Genomic DNA, 20,435 nt, shown 5'->3' with positions numbered 1-20,435 from the left:
TTAAACTCCCAACTTCCAGGATAATGTGCGTAAAAGATCGGCGAATACCCCGGCAGCAGTCACGTCATTACCCGCACCGTATCCGCGCAGCACCAACGGAATAGGCTGATAATAGTGGGTATAGAAAGCCAACGCATTCTCACCATTTTTAACTTTATACAGCGGGTCGTTACCGTCAACAGCATCCATTCTGACGATACAACGCCCTTCTTCGATAACCCCAACATAACGCAGCACTTTGCCCTGCTCCGCCGCATTCGCCACCAAACGGGTAAACTCGGCATCCAGTGACGGCAAACGCGCCAGGAAGCTATCTACATCACCAGAAGCATCAAAACTGGCTGGCAGAACGGATTCAACTTCAATATCCGTCAACTCAAGTTTGTAACCTGCTTCACGGGCCAAGATCAACAATTTACGCGCCACGTCCATGCCAGAGAGGTCATCGCGTGGGTCAGGTTCAGTGTATCCCATCTCCCTGGCTTGCAAGGTTGCCTCTGACAATGTCATCCCTTCATCCAGCTTGCCGAAGATAAACGACAGCGACCCTGACAGAATGCCAGAAAAACGCATCAGTTCGTCACCGGCATTGAGCAGATTCTGTAAGTTTTCGATTACCGGTAAACCAGCACCCACGTTAGTGTCATACAGGAATTTGCGACAAGATTTCGCCGCCGCCGCACGCATCTGACGGTAGTAATTCATCGACGAGGTGTTGGCTTTCTTGTTTGGTGTCACAACATGGAAACCATCGGCCAGGAAATCAGCATATTGATCGGCAACAGCCTGACTGGAAGTACAATCGACAATCACCGGGTTGAGCAAGTGATACTCTTTTACCAACCGAATCAGACGGCTTAAGTTAAATGGCTCCTTCACCTCAGCCAGTTCCTGACGCCAGTTATCCAACGCAATGCCATGGACATTGGTCAGCATGGCTTTGGAATTAGCAATACCACACACCCGCAGATCGATATGGCGCTGTTTCAACCACGGCTGCTGACGATAGATTTGTTCGATTAATGCCCCACCGACACCGCCAACACCTATTACAAACACTTCAATCACTTGGTCAGTGTTAAACAGCATTTGATGGCAGACACGCACACCGGTGGTAACCGCATCATTACTCACCACCACCGAAATAGAGCGCTCAGACGAGCCTTGCGCAATCGCAATGATATTAATATTGGCACGCGCCAACGCCGAGAAGAAGCGAGCGGAAATGCCACGCAATGTGCGCATACCATCACCCACCACGGAGATAATCGCCAGATGCTCCATCACATCCAGGGGTTCCAAGAGGCCATCTTTCAATTCCAGATAGAACTCATCTTCCAATGCTCTACGGGCACGCTCTAGCTCCCCCTGCGGCACACAGAAGCTAATGCTGTATTCAGAAGAAGACTGGGTGATAAGTACCACTGAAATGCCACTGCGTGACATCACCGCAAAGACACGGGCAGCCATACCGACCATGCCTTTCATCCCCGGACCTGAGACGTTAATCATCGCCATGTTATTCAGGTTGGTGATACCTTTGACTGGGAAGCCATCATCACTGCTTTCCCCGCCAATTAGGGTGCCAGGTGCCTGTGGATTAGAGGTGTTTTTAATCAGGCAAGGGATCTGGAACTGGGCAATGGGGGCGATAGTGCGGGGGTGAAGAACTGAAGCGCCAAAATAGGACAGCTCCATCGCCTCTTGGTATGACATCGATTTCAGTAAACGGGCATCGGGTACAGTACGCGGGTCACAGGTATAAACCCCATCAACATCCGTCCAGATCTCACAACAATCAGCGCGTAAACAAGCAGCCAGCACCGCGGCTGAATAGTCGGAGCCATTACGCCCCAGCACCACTAACTCACCTTTGTCGTTACCGGCAGTGAAACCTGCCATCAAGATAATGTGGTTGGCCGGAATGCTGCTGGACCCGATACGGCGGGTAGATTCCGTGATATCAACAGTGGATTCGAGGTAATGGCCTTGCGCCAGCAACTTCTCGACCGGATTAATCACAGTAACCGGATAACCTTTGGCCTGAAATAGCGCCTCCATGATTGCAATGGAGAGTTTTTCGCCACGGCAAATGATTGACGCATTGATGCTATCCGGGCACTGGCCGAGCAATGAGATACCATGCAGGACATGTTTGAGTTGCGCAAACTCATGCGCCACCAGCGCTTTCAAGCGTTCATAGTCAAATCCAGGTTGAGTGTCGGCCAACCCGCGTAACAGCTCGGAAAAAATCCGCTCCGCATCGCTGATATTCGGCGAGATATCTTGCCCTGCGACCATTTTGTCGATCATCGCAACCAGATGATTGGTAATTTTAGCGGGAGCGGATAACACGGTAGCCACTTGTCCCTGACGTGCATTACTTTCGATGATATCGGCAACACGCATAAAGCGTTCTGCATTTGCTACTGATGTCCCGCCAAATTTCAACACTCGCATTTCTGATTCTCTCCCGCTTTCGCGCTTTTTTTATCGCAAACTTTTTTTGCAAAGATTTGATTGAAAAAAAAAGCCCGCACTGTCTAGGTGCGGGCTTTTTTCTGTTGTTTCCTGTACGCGTCAGCCCGCCCCGTAACCAGTGGTTTCGGTGGTGGTAATAATTGTTGTGTTCAGGCTGATATATCGCATGTCGTCTGTCTGTCTCATAAATGAAGCTGTCTCTCTATTGGTTAAAGCAATCGCCCCCTCAAGTCAAATTTTTTCATCCAATTCCCTAAAGAAACGCCCCCACCCACAATGGGTAATCAACTAATTCAATGGGGGTAATCAGCAGATACAAATAAAAAATCCCGCGATATACCAGATATTAAATCTGTAATGTTAATTTTAATCACTACTATCCACTGTAAGATTTTTTTTCGACTAAATGACAGAAAACACGCCAACGGACAATTGATAGGATCGCGATAGCAAAATCCAATTGAAGACATAAAATGGCAAATTAATCATCATTGATTTGCATGAGTGACTTAAAAAACAACAAATATGAAAAGTTTCCTCTATTACTTTACATTTAACTAACATTGACGATAATTCTTCTTATGCTTTTAGGCGAAATAGGGCGCTGACAAGAAAAATCCCTTCATGGCTGTAATGCTGAAAGAATATTGATTTTAAACAATAAAAATCAATAGATTAGAAAAATCATTTTTTTGTTACGTTTGACATTCAATTTTTAATATTAATAACACTGAATCGATCACATAATTTAACCAACTCGCGCATAAGCTGGTATTCTTGTAAGTCTTTTTCACAAAAGTGTTAACGTGCTACAATTGAATTTGATATATGTCAACAAAGCGTAGTTTTGTTGGGTGGTAGATTCGGCTCACACTGTTATATTGCTGTTAATAGGGTTAGGATATGCGCCGCTTTTGTCACCTTTGGGGCTGTAGGGAGTAACACCCCGACCAAGCTAGTGATGTTGTTGACGTTGATGGAAAGTGCATCAAGAACGCGTTTACGTACTTTAGTCATGTGATGAACGGGATGACGAGTAACAAGTCAATAAAAATCCTAATATAACAAAGACTTCTGTACTTCCTATTTCTATTTTGTTGGCAATTTTAGGTAGCAAACATGCAGACCCCGCACATTCTGATCGTAGAAGACGAGATAGTTACTCGTAACACCCTGAAGAGCATTTTCGAGGCGGAAGGCTATGTAGTTCATGAGGCCAATGATGGCGCAGAAATGCACCACATTCTGTCTGAGAATGATATCAACTTAGTTATCATGGACATCAATCTGCCGGGCAAGAATGGCCTGTTGCTAGCACGAGAACTTCGTGAACAAGCAAGTGTTGCCCTAATGTTCCTGACAGGTCGTGATAACGAAGTAGATAAGATCCTTGGCTTGGAAATTGGCGCTGATGATTACATCACCAAACCTTTCAATCCGCGCGAATTAACCATTCGGGCACGTAACTTACTGTCACGCACCATGAATTTGGGTAGCGTGGGTGAAGAGCGCCGCTTGGTTGAGAGTTACAAATTTAATGGCTGGGAGCTGGATATCAATAGCCGCTCACTGATAAGCCCTGCTGGCGAGCATTATAAGCTGCCACGTAGTGAGTTCCGCGCCATGCTGCACTTCTGTGAAAACCCAGGCAAAATTCAATCCCGTGGCGAATTGTTGAAGAAAATGACCGGCCGTGAGCTGAAGCCTCATGACCGTACTGTTGACGTGACTATCCGCCGCATTCGTAAACATTTTGAATCCACGCCGGACACACCAGAAATCATCGCCACTATCCATGGTGAAGGTTACCGTTTCTGTGGTGACCTGGAAGAGTAAACCTCTGCCTGCTATCCACAGTAAAAAGCCAGCATTCTATGCTGGCTTTTTTATATCTATCCAATTTTTACCACGGCATAATCGGAACGGCGCTGATCGCATTTTTCGGCGAGCCGTCGACAACGCGATCGGAATAGGTCAGATAGATTAAGGCATTACGCTTTTGATCATAGAAACGCACTACCTGTAACTTTTTAAACACCAAAGAAGTCCGTTTCTGGAAAACCACTGTACCTTCGGATTTTTTATTCTTAATTTTATCACTCAGCTCAATCGGCCCCACTTGCTGACAGGAAATTGCTGCATCAGACGTATCCTCTGCCAACCCCAATCCACCTTTGATGCCCCCGGTTTTAGCGCGGCTGATATAACAAGTTACATTTTTAACATCGGGGTCGTCGAAGGCTTCAACCACGATTTTATGATCTGGCCCGAGCAGTTTAAAGACCGTATCGACGGAGCCAATTTCCTCTGCATGAGCAGTTATGGCCCCAAATGAAAGCAGACAACCAAGGAATATCCAATTCTTTTTCATACACTTACTCCATTCCGCTGAATAACGTTACTCAGCGTTAACTATTTGTACCAAAAATAAAATATTCGTTAAAAAGACATTTTATAAATCTTAGGTTCTTTTTTAACACACTATGCCACAAAATTCTTAAGCAGTCGGGAACATAAAAAGTTGCTACTATTCGCCAGAGCTATTCTTTTCATATGACTAACACCCTAAATTTAGGCCGCTTTACGAGGAAGATCTATGGATCAAGCCAGTATCATTCGTGATTTGCTTAGCTGGCTAGAAAGTCATTTAGACCAGCCTTTAGCACTGGACAATGTTGCTGCCAAAGCCGGCTATTCTAAATGGCATTTGCAGCGAATGTTCAAGGATGTCACCGGGAATGCTATCGGTGCCTATATCCGTGCCAGAAGGTTATCTAAAGCCGCTGTAGCGTTACGATTAACCAGCCGTCCTATTCTGGACATTGCCCTACAATATCGCTTTGATTCGCAGCAAACCTTTACCCGGGCATTTAAAAAACAGTTTGCGCAAACACCGGCGCTGTACCGACGGGCAGAAGATTGGCACTCGGCTGGGATTTGCCCACCGATTCGGCTGGGGGAATATACGCTACCTCAACCTGAATTCATCACCTTGCCTGAACAGCACCTGATTGGTCTGACACAAAGCTACTCTTGTACGCTTGAACAGATATCAACTTATCGTACTGAACTACGTTCGCATTTTTGGCAACAATATCTCGGTGATGCCGATCACTTGCCGCCAGTGCTCTATGGTTTACATCACTCCCGCCCTAATCAGGAGAAAGATGATGAGCAGGAGATTTTCTATACCACCGCCATTGAGCCACAACATGTTCCGGGCAATGTGCCGGAAGGGCAACCGGTTATCTTGCAAGGTGGCGAGTACGTGCAGTTCAGCTATGAGGGGCCGCTGGAGGGATTGCAAAACTTCATTCTGACACTCTATGGCACCAGTCTGCCGCAATTAGGGCTAACCCGCCGGCGAGGGTACGATATAGAGCGCTTCTTCCCGCAGGGGAGGCCGAAAGACGGGCCTCCAACCTCGTTGAAATGTGAATATCTCATTCCTATCCGTCGTTAACGCTGTAGCTCATCAAGTGCTGGCATATCCAAGTGAGCGGTATCGCCAGCACTTTCAATGACCCAGCCAGAGGCCAGCCAAGGGCTTTCTTGATAATCAACCCGTGATAACGAACAGTTGCGCAAACGCAGACGCCGTTCGGCATGCGCGGGCAGACCCAGTAATGTACTCAACAAACATCCCAGCGCCATACCATGGCTAACTAACAGTGGCTTGCTGCCAGCAGGTAACTTCAGACAGCTATCCAGCGCTGCATGCATACGGCTACCCAGTTCAGTCATCGACTCACCTTCAGGAATACGCCCGCCCTCGGTACCATTAACCATCTGCTTACGCCACTGCTCTTCTTCCACCGATAAGCTTTCAATGGGGCGCGCCTCCAACACGCCCATATTCAGCTCACGCAGGCGTGAGTCTGTCACCATGGTTAGGCCGCAAGCATCAGCAATAATTTTAGCTGTCTGCTGTGTGCGGCCAAGGTCGCTGGTAATAATATGGGTGATACCCTGGCTGCTAACCCGTTGCGCAACCAAGTTGGCCTGACGGATACCGATGTCGGTCAGAGGACTGTCTGATTGGCCCTGAATGCGGCGTGAGGCATTCCAGAGGGTTTCACCGTGACGCACGAGATATACCTGTAACATGTCGTTTTTCCGTTATACTGCGTAAAATAGGCACAAAAACCATTACTTTAGATAAACCCAAAGACGTTGGCGTGGCAGATAGACAGCTAACAGCCCTGCTGCTTCAACTCCCAAGGGAATAGGATACTAGACTCATTATGTACCATGTTGTTGCCGCAACTACCAACCCTGCAAAGATTAAGGCTATCACCCTCGCCTTCGATGATGTTTATGGCCCCGGCCAGTATCGTATTGAAGGTGTCAATGTCGATAGCGGTGTTCCCCTGCAACCCATCGGCAGTCTTGAGACACACAGTGGCGCCAGACAGCGTGTGAGTAACGCACGTAAGATTCGCCCTGAGGCTGATTTTTGGGTTGGGGTTGAAGCCGGTATTGAAGATAATATGACCTTTGCCTGGATGGTAATTGAACACTTACAGTTACGGGGAGAATCCCGTTCTGCCAGCTTAATGCTGCCCGACATTATATTGCATGGGATTCGCCAAGGCCGTGAGCTGGGCGACGAAATGGCAGTTTTAACCGGCATATCGAATGTAAAACATCAGGGTGGTGCCATCGGTATTTTTACCGACGGTAAATTGACCCGCACCAGTGTTTATCACCAGGCACTGCTGTTAGCGCTGGTACCATTTCACAACGAAATATATCAACGCCCGGCACCGTGATACTAAACTCAGGAAGGCTTTACATCGTTTGTCAATAATTGGGTCTCAAGCCAGCTTTTGAGCTGTGGCGGGGCCGTTTTCAAGCTGTTAGAGCCACGGGTAATGGTCGCGATACCTGCACCTAACTGGGTTTTCAATTCACGCTGACTTAATTCCCCGCGCATTAACTCCTCAATGATACGTACCCGGGTACCCAGAGCAGTGCGCTCATCCGGTGTCAGCATCAATTGCAGCAAGGGCAAATGCAGGTCTTGCGCAATCGCGTTTTCCAATAGCGCAACAAAGCTCAGCCAGTGCTGATTATCTTCTGGGGATAACGCCGGATCTGGCGCGAAAGCAGTATTAACCGGGCTGTGGATATTAGGCATGTTTATTTCGTCAGCCGACAGATCATCGATCAATCGTAGTTTTGTCATGATAGATACCCAAGGTACTATTTAACTAGTACGAGAGCATACCATAACGTGAGATATAGCCAAAGAACTTGGCGTTGCAGAGCTGCCAGTAAACAAGCCTGCAACGCCAAGGTAGTAAGCGCCGCTAACACCGCCACAGCGTCAAGGACGAAGAGTAACCCCAAAGTCATTGGCGTCGCAGGCAGGCAGCAAGCAAACGCATCCCGATGAGCTTACACAGTCAAGTGATTCGGGTGCGCTAACACCGCCACAGCGTCCAGAACGAAGGAGTATCCTCAAAGTCATTGGCGTTGCGGCAAGGCTGCAAGCGAGCAAACCCCGATGAGCTTACTCCAGTAAGTGATTCGGGTGCGCGAGCGCCGCTAACACCGCCACAGCGTCCAGAACGAAGGAGTATCCTCAAAGTCATTGACGTTGCGGCAAGGCTGCAAGCGAGCAAACCCCGATGAGCTTACACAGTCAAGTGATTCGGGTGCGCGAGCGCCGCTAACACCGCCGCAGCGTCAAGGACGAAGAGTAACCCCAAAGTAATTGGAGTCGCAGGTAGGCAGCAAGCAAACGCATCCCGATGAGCTTACTCCAGTAAGTGATTCGGGTAAGTGCGCGTAGCTAACACCCCTGCGACTTCAAGTACAAAGGGGGATTAGTAACGCCGCTGCCACTCGGCATCACTCAGCACCTTCGCCGGGCGATTCATAAAGTGCCGATAAAAGGCATCGTATGCCAACACATTTTTCACATAGCCACGGGTTTCTGAGAAAGGAATACTCTCGATGAATGCCACTGCATCCACTTGCCCGCCACTGTTACCTAACCAGGTATTCACCCGCGATGGGCCGGCGTTATAGGCGGCACTGGATAAGATACGGTTGCGCCCGAACTGCTGGTAAACCTCTTCCAGATAGCTGGTACCGATCTCAATGTTTGTAAGCGGATCCAGTAATTGGCTGCTATTGACATAACCACTGATATTATTGAGTTTTACTGTGTGTTCAGCGGTACGCGGCATCACCTGCATTAACCCCGTCGCCCCTACTGGTGACTGTGCTTTCGGGTTCCAGGCACTTTCCTGACGGGCAATAGCCATGGCATAACTTGGGGTTATCCCTTTGCCTTCTGTCGCCTGACGGAACTCCTTTGGCCATGCCAGCGGGAAGCGTTCTTCCAGATGGTCCCACAATTTGGCAACGATGGTGGCCTGTACGCTTAAGTCCGCCCACTTCTGGTTAAAAGCGTAGCGCGCCAGTGCTTCCTGTTCCGGCTTACTGCGGCTGGCGACCAGATAGCTCCACTCGTTACGGGCCAGATTGTCCATATTCCAGTACATCAATTCACGCACCCGGATAATTTCCGGCCGCTGTGCTAACGATGCATCCGGTTTGGTCGCTACCTCAACATTAATGGGGTAAGGAACGCCCAATTTTTGAGCTGCAACCATCGGGTAAAAGCCACGTTCCTGCATCAGGCTGCGCAGGATAGCTTCACCCTCGGTTTTTTTACCTTGTTCCAATAACAGCGATGCACGCCAGTAGCGCCATTCATCTTTATCTTGCGCATCGGCCGGTAAGCGTGCCAGCCAGGTCGCTAACCCCTGGCGATCGCCACTGCCCAGAGACATGCGAATACGCCGCTCCAGCAACGACGTTGAATGGCTACGCAAGGTGACTTGATCTCGCCATTTGGCCTGATCGTAAGTCGCATCGGTCCCCATCAAACGCCAGGCCACCGCCTCTTCCAGCTCCAGCTTTTCGCTATCACTCATTTTTTGTAGCCGGGCCAAGGTCGGGATCATCGCTCGCGCGTTCTCCACGTCTTGGCGAGCCAAACGGGTAAAAGCAATGATGGTGGCAGAACGGGTAAAATCTGTCGGCCCGACCGTACGGGCGAAGCTTTCAACACTGGCCGGGTCACTTTGCAGTTTTGCCAGTGCAGTACCCATGGTCTGATAATCCGCTGGCAGTTGTTTAAGTAAATAACTCACTAAACTGGCATTACCCTCTTTCAAGGCTAACTTCATCCGCGCCAGTGTTGCCAGTGGGGTTTGATGCCCGGCTTGTTGCCAGACACTGAATAATTTAGTGCAACTGCCCGGAAGTGTCTGGCCGTTCAGCCAAATTTCACTGGCACCATCCCAGGCCACCTGCTGTTCGCCAGTGGCCCATTTGGCATAGTAATAGTTACAACGGGCTGCAACCGGCTTCGGTGCTGTCGGGCTGAATGCCAATAACCCCCGCCAATCTTCCCGGCGAGCCAGTTCATTAACAAAACGGGATGACAGTGAACGTGCTGGCGGCAAGGTTGGATTACGGCTAAGGAAATCGTTCACTTGCACCGCGCTCACCTGGCTCAGGTCTTGCGTTAACTGGCGGTACTCCAGATATGGGTACAGGGGATAATCACGCAACGTGGGCATCAGTTGTGTCACTGTGTCCATCTGATTGCTGTCCCAGGCCAGTTTAACTTGCTGATAGCGTTGCCGTTGGGCATCAATGGAGTCAGCGAATGCCACTCCTGAAGTCGTCACCAGACACACGCCAATCGCCAGATATCGCCACTTGTCCATACTTACTATTTCCTCACTGGTTGTTGGCTACTGCACTTTACTTATCGCCACATCATTATATCGCTTACCGCAACCTCTGATTAGCATATGCCCGATTAGTTCCGGCAGCAGAACATACTAACGAAGAGTTTCACCTGATAGCCAGTAATAACATAAAGCAATAGGAGCTGAAGATTAATCACTTGGTGTTATCACTTAATACCCGCGAAACATTCAACACCCGCAAGAAGATCAATAGCAGAATAGTTCAGCCTGTAACTACTTACTATTCACAAGGTTACCAACAATATGTTGCTAAATGTTTCTTGTTTATTATCTAAGATCAAGGCACTGCTTTGATAAAAATCGACTATCCTTGCTTAATATAACTATGTTGTTGTAAATATATCCTTCAAAATATTTTTTTTGCTTTTTAAGCAAAATCAAACCATTAAGGAATTGGCACTGTTCACGGAAGAAATGATAAAAACTTTCTCTGCCCCGTCCCACCATGAAACGAATAGATAGATTTTAGATTTATTAATTTTTAAGAAGGTTCTTTCAATGCAAAACTCATCAGACCATAAATCCGCCTCCCCGCCCCCAGAGGGTAAGGCCTGGTATCAACTTACTGCGGAAGAGTCTTTGCAGCATTTAAATAGCCGCGAAGAAGGGTTAACGCCACAAGAGGCGGAGGAACGCCTTAAACAGTACGGTCCCAATGCGTTACCGGCCAAAAAAAGCAAACATCCCCTGCTACAGTTTTTAGCCCACTTTAATGATGTGCTGATTTACATTTTATTAGCGGCAGCATTGGTCAAGGGCCTGATGGGTCACTCGGTTGACACTATTATTATCCTTTGTGTTGCGGTTATTAACGCCTTAATTGGTTATGTTCAGGAAAATAAAGCCGAGAAGTCTCTGAAAAGCATACAGAATATGCTTTCCAGTAAAGCGGTGGTCATTCGTGATGGTAGCGCCCAGATTATTGATGCACAGGATCTGGTCCCTGGTGATATCGTCACCTTGAAACCAGGGGATAAAATCCCCGCAGACCTGCGGTTGCTGGAAGCCCACAATCTTCAGATTGAAGAAGCTATCCTGACCGGTGAGTCAACGGTAGTCGAGAAGCAAATCGGCGTGATTGAGAACGAGTCGGTGATTGGCGATCGCAAAAACCTGCTGTTCTCAGGGACGACCATCAGTGCCGGTACCGCGAAAGGTTTGGTGATTGCCAGCGGCGGTGATACCGAACTGGGCCATATCAACCAAATGATGTCGACGGTTGAATCAACCCGTACTCCGCTGCTGCAACAGATGGATCGTTTAGGCAAAGCCATATTCATCCTGATCCTGGTCATGATGGCATTCCTGTTCGTCTTCGCCTTTATCCTGCGCGACCTGCCGGTCGATGAGCTGTTACTGGCATTGATAAGTCTGGCGGTGGCCTCGGTTCCCGAGGGCTTACCGGCGATTATTTCGATCATCCTCTCCCTTGGTGTACAAGCGATGGCGCGCAACCGCGCGATTATCCGCAAGCTGCCAACGGTAGAAACCTTAGGTGCTATGACTGTCGTCTGTTCCGATAAAACCGGCACACTGACGATGAACGAAATGACCGTTAAAGCAGTGATTCTGGCAGACCACTGCTATCGCGTAGAAGGTGAAAGCTACGAACCGGTTGGCAACATTTACCCGGAAGGGAGTGACCAGCAAGCCTCGCTCGATACCAACGGCACGTTAAAGACATTTATCACTGCGGTGAATTTGTGTAATGACAGCCAGATTCAGAAGAACGACCAAGGTCATTGGGCCATTACTGGCGGCCCGACAGAAGGCGCACTGAAAGTATTAGCCGCCAAATCCGGTATTGAGCTGGGTCAAGTGACTCAGCACGGTAAAATTCCTTTTGATTCTGCCTATAAATACATGGCTACCAGCCATCAGGTTCAAGCAGAAAATAGTATCTTCCTGACCGGCGCACCTGATGTGTTGTTTACGTTCTGCCAACAAGAACTGACCGACCAGGGTGTTGCACCGTTCCGCCGCGATTACTGGGAAGCCGAGATGGCGCGTTATGCCAAGCAAGGTCTACGCATGGTAGCAGCAGCCTTCCGCCCAACAGAACAACCTGTCAGTGAGTTGGACCACAGTGATATCCAGCAGGGCATGGTGTTTGTTGGTATCGCTGGCATGATGGACCCACCACGTCCTGAGGCCATCGACGCCATAGCGACCTGCCAGCAGGCTGGTATTCGCGTGAAAATGATCACCGGCGACCATCAGGAAACCGCGATGGCGATTGGTGCCATGCTGGGAATTGGCAATGGTAAAGACTCCATTACCGGTGGCCAACTGGAGCATATGGACGATAAAGAACTGGCACAAGCTGCCGTTCATTATGATATTTTCGCCCGTACCAGCCCGGAACATAAACTGCGTTTGGTTAAAGCTTTACAAGAGAAAGGCGAAATTGTCGGCATGACCGGTGATGGTGTGAATGATGCGCCAGCGCTGAAACAGGCTGATGTGGGTATCGCCATGGGTATCAAAGGCACCGAGGTGACAAAAGAAGCCGCCGATATGGTGCTGTCAGACGATAACTTCGCGACCATTGCCAGTGCAGTTGAAGAAGGCCGTCGTGTCTACGATAACCTGAAGAAAACCATTCTGTTTGTATTGCCCACCAACCTGGCGCAAGGGTTGCTCATTATCTTTGCCATCCTCGCGGGGGCTGTTATTCCATTAACGCCATTGCAAATCCTCTGGATAAACATGGCAACTTCTACCACGCTCTCTTTCGGTTTAGCATTTGAACCGGCAGAAAGAGGCATTATGCGCCGCAATCCACGTGACCCATCAAAACATGTGTTAGATGGCCATGCCATCTGGCGTATCGCGTTTGTTGGTACCTTGATTGCCTTAAGTGCTTTTGCCTTGGAAGCCTACATGGAACCACGCGGTTACAGCACTGAATTTATCCGTACAGTATTGATGCAAACACTGGTTACCGCGCAGTGGATTTATATGTTTAACTGCCGGGTGATGGACCGCTTCCCACTGAACAAAGAAGTCTTTGTTAACAAAGGGCTGTGGTTAGTATCCGGTGTATTGATCGTGTTGCAGTTAGCCATCATCTACCTGCCATTTATGAATACTGCTTTCGGTACCGAACCATTGCCAGCCTATTACTGGGGCTTAACACTGTTGGTTTCTATCGCCATCTTCTTAGTAGTAGAGATCGAAAAGTGGGTTATCGGTCGCTTTAAGCGCGGATCGAATCCGGTCTGATATCAATACGTTGCGATACATAAAACCCGGCTAATTAGCCGGTTTTTTTTATCGCCCATAAATATGATTTAAGATAAATCGCATATTGCCGATAGCATGACTATTATTGCATCAATTAAATCTTATAATAGAATGGCGGCGATTTATTATGCGATCGCTGCAATGAACATGTGAACCATGCCGCCCTACAGGAAGCGCAAAAATGAACACCGCAACTTGCGCAATTAACGGCGTCAGCAATTATGAACGCGACTATCCGCTAAAACTAATGACGCTATGGCGTGTCTGGCGGGCCTGTGCTTCTATTTTATTACTTCTCTCTGGCTTACTTGCCCCCTTACCATCAATGGCTGCGGATAACATCAATGAAGCCCTTATCCATGAACGCAGTAATGCCGCCACCAAAATGGTGTTGGGTATTATCAGCTATGCACGCTGGCCCGTGGCCCCCGTCGTAACGCGCTTGTGTGTGGTAGCCCCGACAATCTATGCAGAAGAGCTGTTTAATCCCGCGTTTATGGAAACCACACATCCCATTAAAACTCAGCGCTATTCCCTCTCGGATAGCTCGATTGCAACTAATTGCGATGTCGTTTATCTGGGGCGTACCGAGCGACAACAGCGTCAGGAGTTGACAGCCCGACTGTCGGGATATCCGATTCTTACCATCAGTGAAGATTATGACGAATGTACATTTGGCAGTGCATTTTGTTTGTTACTGGAAGGTAAGCAGGCTTCTTTCAAGGTCAATATGGATGCATTGGCACGCGGTGGGGTAAAGGTTCATCCCAGTGTGTTGCAACTTGCGCGTAAAAAGACAGACGCATTATGAATTCAACACAGAATAAGTCAGTCAAACAGACAAAAAATCGTCCAAACATCGCGAAGCTCCCCACTCTGGGACGGGTACTCGGTCGTATACATCTGACGGTGGCATTGGTCTCGGTCGCAACGGCAGGTATTTTTCTCACACTGGCGGCACTGTTTGCCTTGCGGGTGTATGCCGACCATAACCTACATTTAATTGCCCGTTCAATCAGTTACACCACTGAAGCTGCCGTGGTGTTTGGTGATAGCGTGGCCGCTAACGAGGCGCTGTCCTTGATTGCGGCAAATGAAGAAGTTGCCCAAGCTAAAATTCTCGATGTGAATGGCCGAGAAATAGCTAACTGGACGCTACCAAAAGATAGTCCAATGTATGATATGGAACAAAAAGTCGCCCGTTGGGCTTTGCCTGAGCCGGTGGTACTCCCCATGATGCATGCCGGTAATGAAGTCGGCAGCATCGTGATTGTTGGCCATGGTGGTAGTCTGCTACGTTTTCTGTTGCAAGGGTTGGTGGGCTTATTCGTCTGCCTAATTCTCAGCACGTTAGTGGCACTATTCCTGTCGCGCCGGATGCTGTTTGGCATTATCGAGTCGTTGAACAAAATCACCGAAGTTGCTCATAGTGTTAGCCGCCACCGCAGTTTTGGTCAGCGAGTGCCGTCAGCAAAAATTGTCGAACTTAACGAATTAAGTAATGACTTCAATGGATTACTTGATGAGCTCGAGGTTTGGCAAGCCCATTTAACGCAGGAAAATGACTTCCTTGCACACCGTGCTGCCCATGATAGCCTGACTGGATTGGCTAACCGTGCTTTCTTTGAGGGCCGACTAAGCCGCACGTTGAGTGATTGCGCCGATGATGAACAACTGGCCGTGTTATTTATTGATGGTGATCACTTCAAAGAAATCAATGATAACTATGGTCATGCAGCGGGAGATCTGGTGCTGACCGCGATTGCCGATCGTATCCGCGCACTGTTACGTGAAACCGATTTGGTGGCACGTTTGGGCGGCGATGAATTCGCCGTATTACTGGCACCGATCCACGACACCGATGATGTTGTTACCATCGCTAATAATATTATCGACAGTATGAATCAACCTATTGATTTGGTAGATGGTAGTGAGATAACCGCCTCTATCAGCATCGGTATTGCGATTTACCCTGATCATGCGCTGACCCCCGAAGAGCTATTACAACGGGCCGACGAAGCCATGTATCAAGCAAAGAAACGTTTCCAGTTCGGTGGCAGCGTCATTGCCTACCAATCGGATATTACTCTTACTGAAAGCTTAGGATAGGTGACATGCAGGGATTGAAAAACAACAGTCTGATAAGCCATATCTGGATGAGTTTTTTCGCCATGAGTTTATTGATATTGGCGGGGTGTCAGGCAACCAAACCACCAGGATTAACACCCGAGCAGATTGCAGCCTTACAGGAACAAGGATTTAAATTAACTGAAAATGGCTGGGAATTTGGTCTGGCAAACAAAGTGTTATTCGATAGTGACGTGAAAAAATTGAATCCGTCTGGCGGGCAGACAGTACAAAACATTGGCCGTGCGCTATCGAGTGTGGGCATTACTCATCTGCGGGTTGATGGGCATACTGATTCCATCGGTAAAGATGAGTATAACCAACAGTTATCGCTGCAACGTGCCTCTGCGGTAGCGGATGCACTGGCAACCATAGGTATTCCGCGAGCCAATATTGAGGTACGAGGCCGCGGTAAGTTAGAGCCGGTCGCCGATAACCGTACCCCTAAAGGGCGGGCAGAAAACCGCCGGGTGGCCATGATAGTCACCGCACCCTAACCTTTTTGCGTTCCCAACGAGTGCTACAGGGAGATATAAAACGACTCTCACCGAATCACTTAAGTGATTCGAGTTAGCGACAGCAGCGAACACACCTGCGACTTGAAAGATGCCACCAACATATACCCTATAGATTTCGAGCCGCAGGAAGGCAGCAAAGGAGGTAATCCCGATGAGCTTACAATAAGTAAGTGATTCGGGTTAGCAACAGCAGCGAACACACCTGCGACTTGAAAGATGACGGGTATAGTAAAACGGGCTACACTCCGCACCAGATATCCTAATAAAAACTGATCTAGAGAGGCAGACGCAACGTGGCTCAATACGTCTATTCCATGCATCGCGTCGGCAAAGTAGTTCCGCCGAAACGACATATTCTGAAAAACATCTCCTTGAGTTTCTTCCCTGGGGCCAAAATTGGTGTGCTGGGCCTTAACGGCTCGGGTAAATCTACCCTACTGCGTATCATGGCTGGCATTGACACTGATATTGAAGGCGAAGCCCGCCCGCAGCCTGGTATCAAAATTGGTTACCTGCCGCAGGAACCTAAGCTAAATCTTGAGCAAACCGTGCGTGAGTCGGTTGAAGAGGCGGTGGGTGACGTTAAACGCGCGCTGACCCGTCTGGATGAGGTTTATGCACTGTACGCTGATCCTGATGCTGATTTTGATAAGCTGGCGAAGGAACAAGGCGAGCTGGAAGCGATTATCCAGTCTCATGATGGCCATAACCTGGATAACCAGTTAGAGCGTGCTGCCGATGCTCTGCGCCTGCCACCGTGGGAGGCCAAAATTGCCAATCTGTCCGGTGGTGAACGTCGTCGCGTGGCAATTTGCCGCCTGCTGCTGGAAAAACCCGATATGTTGTTGCTGGATGAACCAACTAACCACTTGGATGCCGAATCCGTGGCTTGGCTGGAGCGCTTCTTGCACGACTATGAGGGCACTGTTGTCGCCATTACCCATGACCGTTACTTCCTTGATAATGTGGCGGGTTGGATTCTGGAACTGGACCGTGGCGAAGGTATTCCGTGGGAAGGCAATTACTCCTCATGGCTGGAGCAGAAAGATGCTCGTCTGGCACTGGAAGCCTCTTCCGAAGCCGCACGTCGCAAGTCTATTGAGAAAGAGCTGGAATGGGTTCGCCAGAATCCAAAAGGCCGTCAGGCGAAAGGTAAAGCACGTCTGGCCCGCTTTGAAGAACTTAACAGCGTTGAGTATCAAAAACGTAATGAAACCAGTGAATTGTTCATTCCGCCGGGTCCACGGTTGGGCGACAAAGTGCTGGAAGTTGAGCACCTGAGCAAGTCTTACGGTGACCGTCTGCTGATTGATGATCTGACCTTTGCGCTGCCGAAAGGGGCGATAGTGGGGATCATCGGGCCAAACGGGGCCGGTAAATCAACCCTGTTCCGCATGTTATCTGGGCAGGAACAACCTGATTCCGGCACGATTTCACTGGGCGATACCGTGCAATTGGCATCGGTTGATCAGTTCCGTGACAACATGGACGACAGCAAAACCGTATGGGAAGAAGTCTCCGGCGGTCAGGACATCATGAAGATCGGTAACTTTGAAATTCCAAGCCGTGCTTATGTAGGCCGCTTTAACTTTAAAGGGATTGATCAGGGCAAGCGTGTGGGTGAGCTGTCCGGTGGTGAGCGCGGCCGTATCCATTTGGCCAAACTGCTACAGGTTGGCGGTAACATGTTGCTGCTCGATGAACCGACTAACGATCTGGATATCGAAACGCTGCGCGCACTGGAAAACGCCTTACTGGAATTCCCGGGTTGCGCGATGGTTATTTCCCATGACCGTTGGTTCCTTGACCGAATTGCTACCCATATCATCGACTATCAGGATGAGGGCAAAGTGGCGTTCTTCGAAGGTAACTTTACTGAATACGAAGAGTGGAAGAAACGCACTCTGGGTGCCGAAGCACTGGAACCACACCGTATCAAGTATAAGAAGATGACCAAGTAATATGACATCGGCTCATCACGTGAGCCGATTAAAGCCGCTATTCGGCTCATCAAATGAGCCGAATACTCCAGCGACTCTCTCCCCCCAACAAGCTGCCAACCACCAGAATTCCATTCTGTGATCGTTATCATTCTTACCCACTGAATTTTGCCAGTATTCCTTGTCCTAAGGCAGTCAGCCGAAGGTGACAAGACTGCACACTATTTAGACTCCTTCGTCATCAGCGGTTTATGCGCCCTTCTGGTTCTGCGCCTACCCGCACCATCACAACGAAGGATAATAAGATGAACAATGCGATTATATTGGGGATAATTTGGCATCTGGTGGGCGCTGCCAGTGCGGCGTGTTTCTACGCGCCGTTTAAGCAAGTTAAAAAGTGGTCATGGGAGACCATGTGGTCGATTGGTGGCCTAGTGTCATGGCTTATCCTACCCTGGACGGTCAGCTATTTGTTATTGCCTGATTTTTGGCAATATTACGGCTCCTTCAGTATAGCAACCCTACTGCCAGTATTTCTGTTCGGTGCCATGTGGGGGATTGGTAATATCAACTACGGCCTGACCATGCGTTACCTCGGCATGTCGATGGGGATTGGGATTGCCATCGGTATCACCCTGATTATCGGCACATTAATGACCCCCATACTGCAAGGGCGCTTTGATGTACTGCTCGGCACTGCTGGCGGCCAAATGACCCTGCTGGGCGTCGTCGTGGCACTGATCGGGGTAGCTATTGTCAGTTACGCTGGATTACTGAAAGAACGCGCCATGGGCATTCAGGCGGAAGAGTTCAACCTGAAGAAAGGGCTTATTCTGGCGGTGATGTGCGGTATTTTCTCAGCCGGTATGTCATTTGCCATGGATGCCGCGAAACCGATGCATGAAGCCGCCAGCGCATTAGGGATTAACCCTCTGTATGTGGCGTTGCCAAGTTACGTCATCATCATGGGCGGTGGGGCCATCATCAACCTGAGTTACTGTTTTATTCGTTTAGCCAGCCTCAAGAATTTGTCGGTCAAAGCCGATTTTTCTATCGCCAAGCCGCTGTTGATCACTAATATTTTGTTCTCAGCCTTGGGGGGATTGATGTGGTATCTGCAATTCTTCTTCTATGCCTGGGGTCACGCCAAAATCCCACCACAGTATGACTATATGAGCTGGATGCTGCACATGAGCTTCTATGTGTTGTGTGGTGGTATTGTGGGTCTGTTACTCAAAGAGTGGAAATGCTCTAGCAAGAAACCAGTGACGGTGCTGTGTATTGGTTGTCTGGTGATCATTCTGGCAGCAAATATAGTCGGTTTGGGTATGGCAGCATAATCGCAAAACTAAAGATAAAATGGTATTGGCGGGTGACGTTAAGCAACGTCCTCGCCAATTGGCATCGTTAAATGATGGTCGTACCCTGCGGCTGTTCTGCTTCCCGCCTATTCTTACCCGCGAATAACGGTGCTCGAACAAAACGCTGGCGATAGTCGCGTGGTGTCATGCCAGCTTCACGCGTAAAAACGGCAGAGAAATAATTACTGTCCTCAAACCCGCAACGCGCAGCAATATCACTGATGCGATGCTCACTTCCCCGCAGCAAACATTTGGCATGACAAAGGCGAATTTGGCGTAAATAATGGCTGATACTCATTCCGGTCTGTTGGCGAAACAGTTGTTTAAGTGAACGTTCAACCAACTGATTTTTATGGCAGAACTCCGCCATATCAAAATGCGTTGCCAGGCTTTGTTGTACGGCAGACATCACGAGATCTAGCTGTTCACCATCGGGCAATAGATGTGCCTGTTCAGCTCGGTAGCGATGGCGTTTTAGTACGATGGCGAGTTGCAATAATAGCGCCTCCGTCAGTTGTATCGACCAGGAATCTGTTTTACGTGACTCCTGTGCCAACTGATGAATAATCGGCCGAGCCTGTGCCATGCCCTGCGTGGTTAACCGCCAGTATCCTTGATTCTGCTCATGCCCAAATAGAGGTAATAACTTATGCCACTGTGCATTTAGGTGTAACCGTTCCGGGCAATAAATAATGTTATCTAATACCAAGTCATGCACGGATTCGTAGCTATGATGATCTGTGGCTTGAATATAAAAAACGTCGCCACAGGTAATGCGGTAAGGATGATCATTTAGGACATGTAACCCGTTACCCCGCCAGACAATCACAATCTCGCAGAATTGATGGGTATGCTCTGCGAAGACTTCCTGCGGGTATCGGTTGGTTACCGCCACCGGCATCTGCTCCGATGGCAAATAATCCCGGCTTTCTAACCGCAGTGGTATCCGCATGTTTATCGCCCTAT

General features: G+C 48.9%; 17 protein-coding genes and 1 other annotated feature. Of the genes, 9 read left to right on the top strand and 8 right to left on the bottom strand.

Going from position 1 to position 20,435, the window contains the following annotated elements:
* From thrA to Q2T71_RS02055, 3 genes are all read right to left on the bottom strand, one after another.
* On the bottom strand, positions 1-2,460 hold the full coding sequence (thrA, locus tag Q2T71_RS02065) for a bifunctional aspartate kinase/homoserine dehydrogenase I (protein ID WP_372557965.1): 2,460 nt from the start codon (positions 2,458-2,460) through the stop codon (positions 1-3).
* 63 nt (positions 2,461-2,523) lie between these two features.
* Positions 2,524-2,642 (bottom strand) — a sequence feature (Thr leader region).
* Positions 2,581-2,649 carry a thr operon leader peptide gene (gene thrL / locus Q2T71_RS02060; RefSeq protein ID WP_002231504.1) on the bottom strand — a complete coding sequence of 23 codons (69 nt, stop codon included), beginning with the start codon at positions 2,647-2,649 and terminating at the stop codon, positions 2,581-2,583. Its footprint overlaps the feature before it by 62 nt.
* Positions 2,650-3,357: 708 nt before the next feature.
* On the bottom strand, positions 3,358-3,498 hold the full coding sequence (locus Q2T71_RS02055; protein WP_004706054.1) for a hypothetical protein: 141 nt from the start codon (positions 3,496-3,498) through the stop codon (positions 3,358-3,360).
* A gap of 102 nt (positions 3,499-3,600) precedes the next feature.
* On the opposite strand from Q2T71_RS02055, the gene arcA reads away from it, so the two are divergent.
* Complete coding sequence (arcA, locus tag Q2T71_RS02050; protein WP_004706052.1) at positions 3,601-4,317, top strand: two-component system response regulator ArcA; 717 nt, start codon at positions 3,601-3,603, stop codon at positions 4,315-4,317.
* Positions 4,318-4,384: 67 nt separating this feature from the next.
* Here the strand turns inward: arcA and creA are convergent, their stop codons facing one another.
* The gene (creA, locus tag Q2T71_RS02045) at positions 4,385-4,852 is read right to left on the bottom strand and encodes a protein CreA (protein ID WP_083160643.1); all 468 of its coding nucleotides are present in this window, start codon (positions 4,850-4,852) and stop codon (positions 4,385-4,387) included.
* A 225-nt stretch (positions 4,853-5,077) separates the two neighbouring features.
* Between creA and robA the strand changes: the two genes are divergently transcribed.
* Positions 5,078-5,944, top strand: coding sequence for an MDR efflux pump AcrAB transcriptional activator RobA (gene robA, locus Q2T71_RS02040; RefSeq protein WP_372557964.1), 867 nt, complete (start codon positions 5,078-5,080; stop codon positions 5,942-5,944).
* On the opposite strand, the gene gpmB is transcribed toward robA, so the two are convergent.
* Positions 5,941-6,588, bottom strand: a complete 648-nt coding sequence (gene gpmB, locus Q2T71_RS02035; protein WP_372557963.1) for a 2,3-diphosphoglycerate-dependent phosphoglycerate mutase GpmB — start codon at positions 6,586-6,588, stop codon at positions 5,941-5,943. The two genes, robA and gpmB, sit on opposite strands and share 4 nt — an antisense overlap.
* A gap of 137 nt (positions 6,589-6,725) precedes the next feature.
* Between gpmB and yjjX the strand changes: the two genes are divergently transcribed.
* A complete protein-coding gene (gene yjjX, locus Q2T71_RS02030) occupies positions 6,726-7,253 on the top strand; it encodes an inosine/xanthosine triphosphatase (RefSeq protein WP_083160649.1) in 528 nt (175 codons plus the stop codon).
* 8 nt (positions 7,254-7,261) lie between these two features.
* On the opposite strand, the gene trpR is transcribed toward yjjX, so the two are convergent.
* Positions 7,262-7,621, bottom strand: a complete 360-nt coding sequence (gene trpR / locus Q2T71_RS02025) for a trp operon repressor (protein WP_372559819.1) — start codon at positions 7,619-7,621, stop codon at positions 7,262-7,264.
* A gap of 691 nt (positions 7,622-8,312) precedes the next feature.
* Positions 8,313-10,232 (bottom strand): murein transglycosylase, encoded by a 1,920-nt coding sequence (gene sltY / locus Q2T71_RS02020; RefSeq protein ID WP_083160651.1) that lies wholly within the window; start codon positions 10,230-10,232, stop codon positions 8,313-8,315.
* A 543-nt stretch (positions 10,233-10,775) separates the two neighbouring features.
* On the opposite strand from sltY, the gene Q2T71_RS02015 reads away from it, so the two are divergent.
* The 6 genes from Q2T71_RS02015 to rhaT all read left to right on the top strand — a co-directional run bounded on the left by Q2T71_RS02015 (position 10,776) and on the right by rhaT (position 19,448).
* Entirely contained in the window at positions 10,776-13,502 is a 2,727-nt protein-coding gene (locus Q2T71_RS02015; RefSeq protein ID WP_372557962.1) for a cation-transporting P-type ATPase, read from the top strand.
* Positions 13,503-13,704: 202 nt separating this feature from the next.
* Positions 13,705-14,334: a YfiR family protein gene (locus tag Q2T71_RS02010; protein ID WP_372557961.1), complete on the top strand. Its 630-nt coding sequence runs from the start codon at positions 13,705-13,707 to the stop codon at positions 14,332-14,334.
* Positions 14,331-15,632 carry a diguanylate cyclase domain-containing protein gene (locus Q2T71_RS02005; protein ID WP_372557960.1) on the top strand — a complete coding sequence of 434 codons (1,302 nt, stop codon included), beginning with the start codon at positions 14,331-14,333 and terminating at the stop codon, positions 15,630-15,632. The genes Q2T71_RS02010 and Q2T71_RS02005 overlap by 4 nt, the downstream gene beginning before the upstream one ends.
* Before the next feature lie 5 nt (positions 15,633-15,637).
* On the top strand, positions 15,638-16,147 hold the full coding sequence (locus tag Q2T71_RS02000) for an OmpA family protein (RefSeq protein ID WP_372557959.1): 510 nt from the start codon (positions 15,638-15,640) through the stop codon (positions 16,145-16,147).
* 314 nt (positions 16,148-16,461) lie between these two features.
* Complete coding sequence (ettA, locus tag Q2T71_RS01995) at positions 16,462-18,129, top strand: energy-dependent translational throttle protein EttA (RefSeq protein WP_083160659.1); 1,668 nt, start codon at positions 16,462-16,464, stop codon at positions 18,127-18,129.
* Between the two features lie 284 nt (positions 18,130-18,413).
* A complete protein-coding gene (rhaT, locus tag Q2T71_RS01990; protein ID WP_372557958.1) occupies positions 18,414-19,448 on the top strand; it encodes an L-rhamnose/proton symporter RhaT in 1,035 nt (344 codons plus the stop codon).
* Between the two features lie 67 nt (positions 19,449-19,515).
* On the opposite strand, the gene rhaR is transcribed toward rhaT, so the two are convergent.
* On the bottom strand, positions 19,516-20,421 hold the full coding sequence (gene rhaR / locus Q2T71_RS01985) for an HTH-type transcriptional activator RhaR (RefSeq protein WP_083160663.1): 906 nt from the start codon (positions 20,419-20,421) through the stop codon (positions 19,516-19,518).
* Positions 20,422-20,435 lie beyond the last annotated feature (14 nt).

The sequence above is a fragment of the Yersinia sp. 1652 StPb PI genome (genome assembly GCF_041538345.1).
Taxonomy (GTDB): domain Bacteria; phylum Pseudomonadota; class Gammaproteobacteria; order Enterobacterales; family Enterobacteriaceae; genus Yersinia; species Yersinia enterocolitica_E.
The sequence above is the reverse complement of the archived record's forward strand: the minus strand, read 5'-3'. Positions and strand labels throughout refer to the sequence as shown.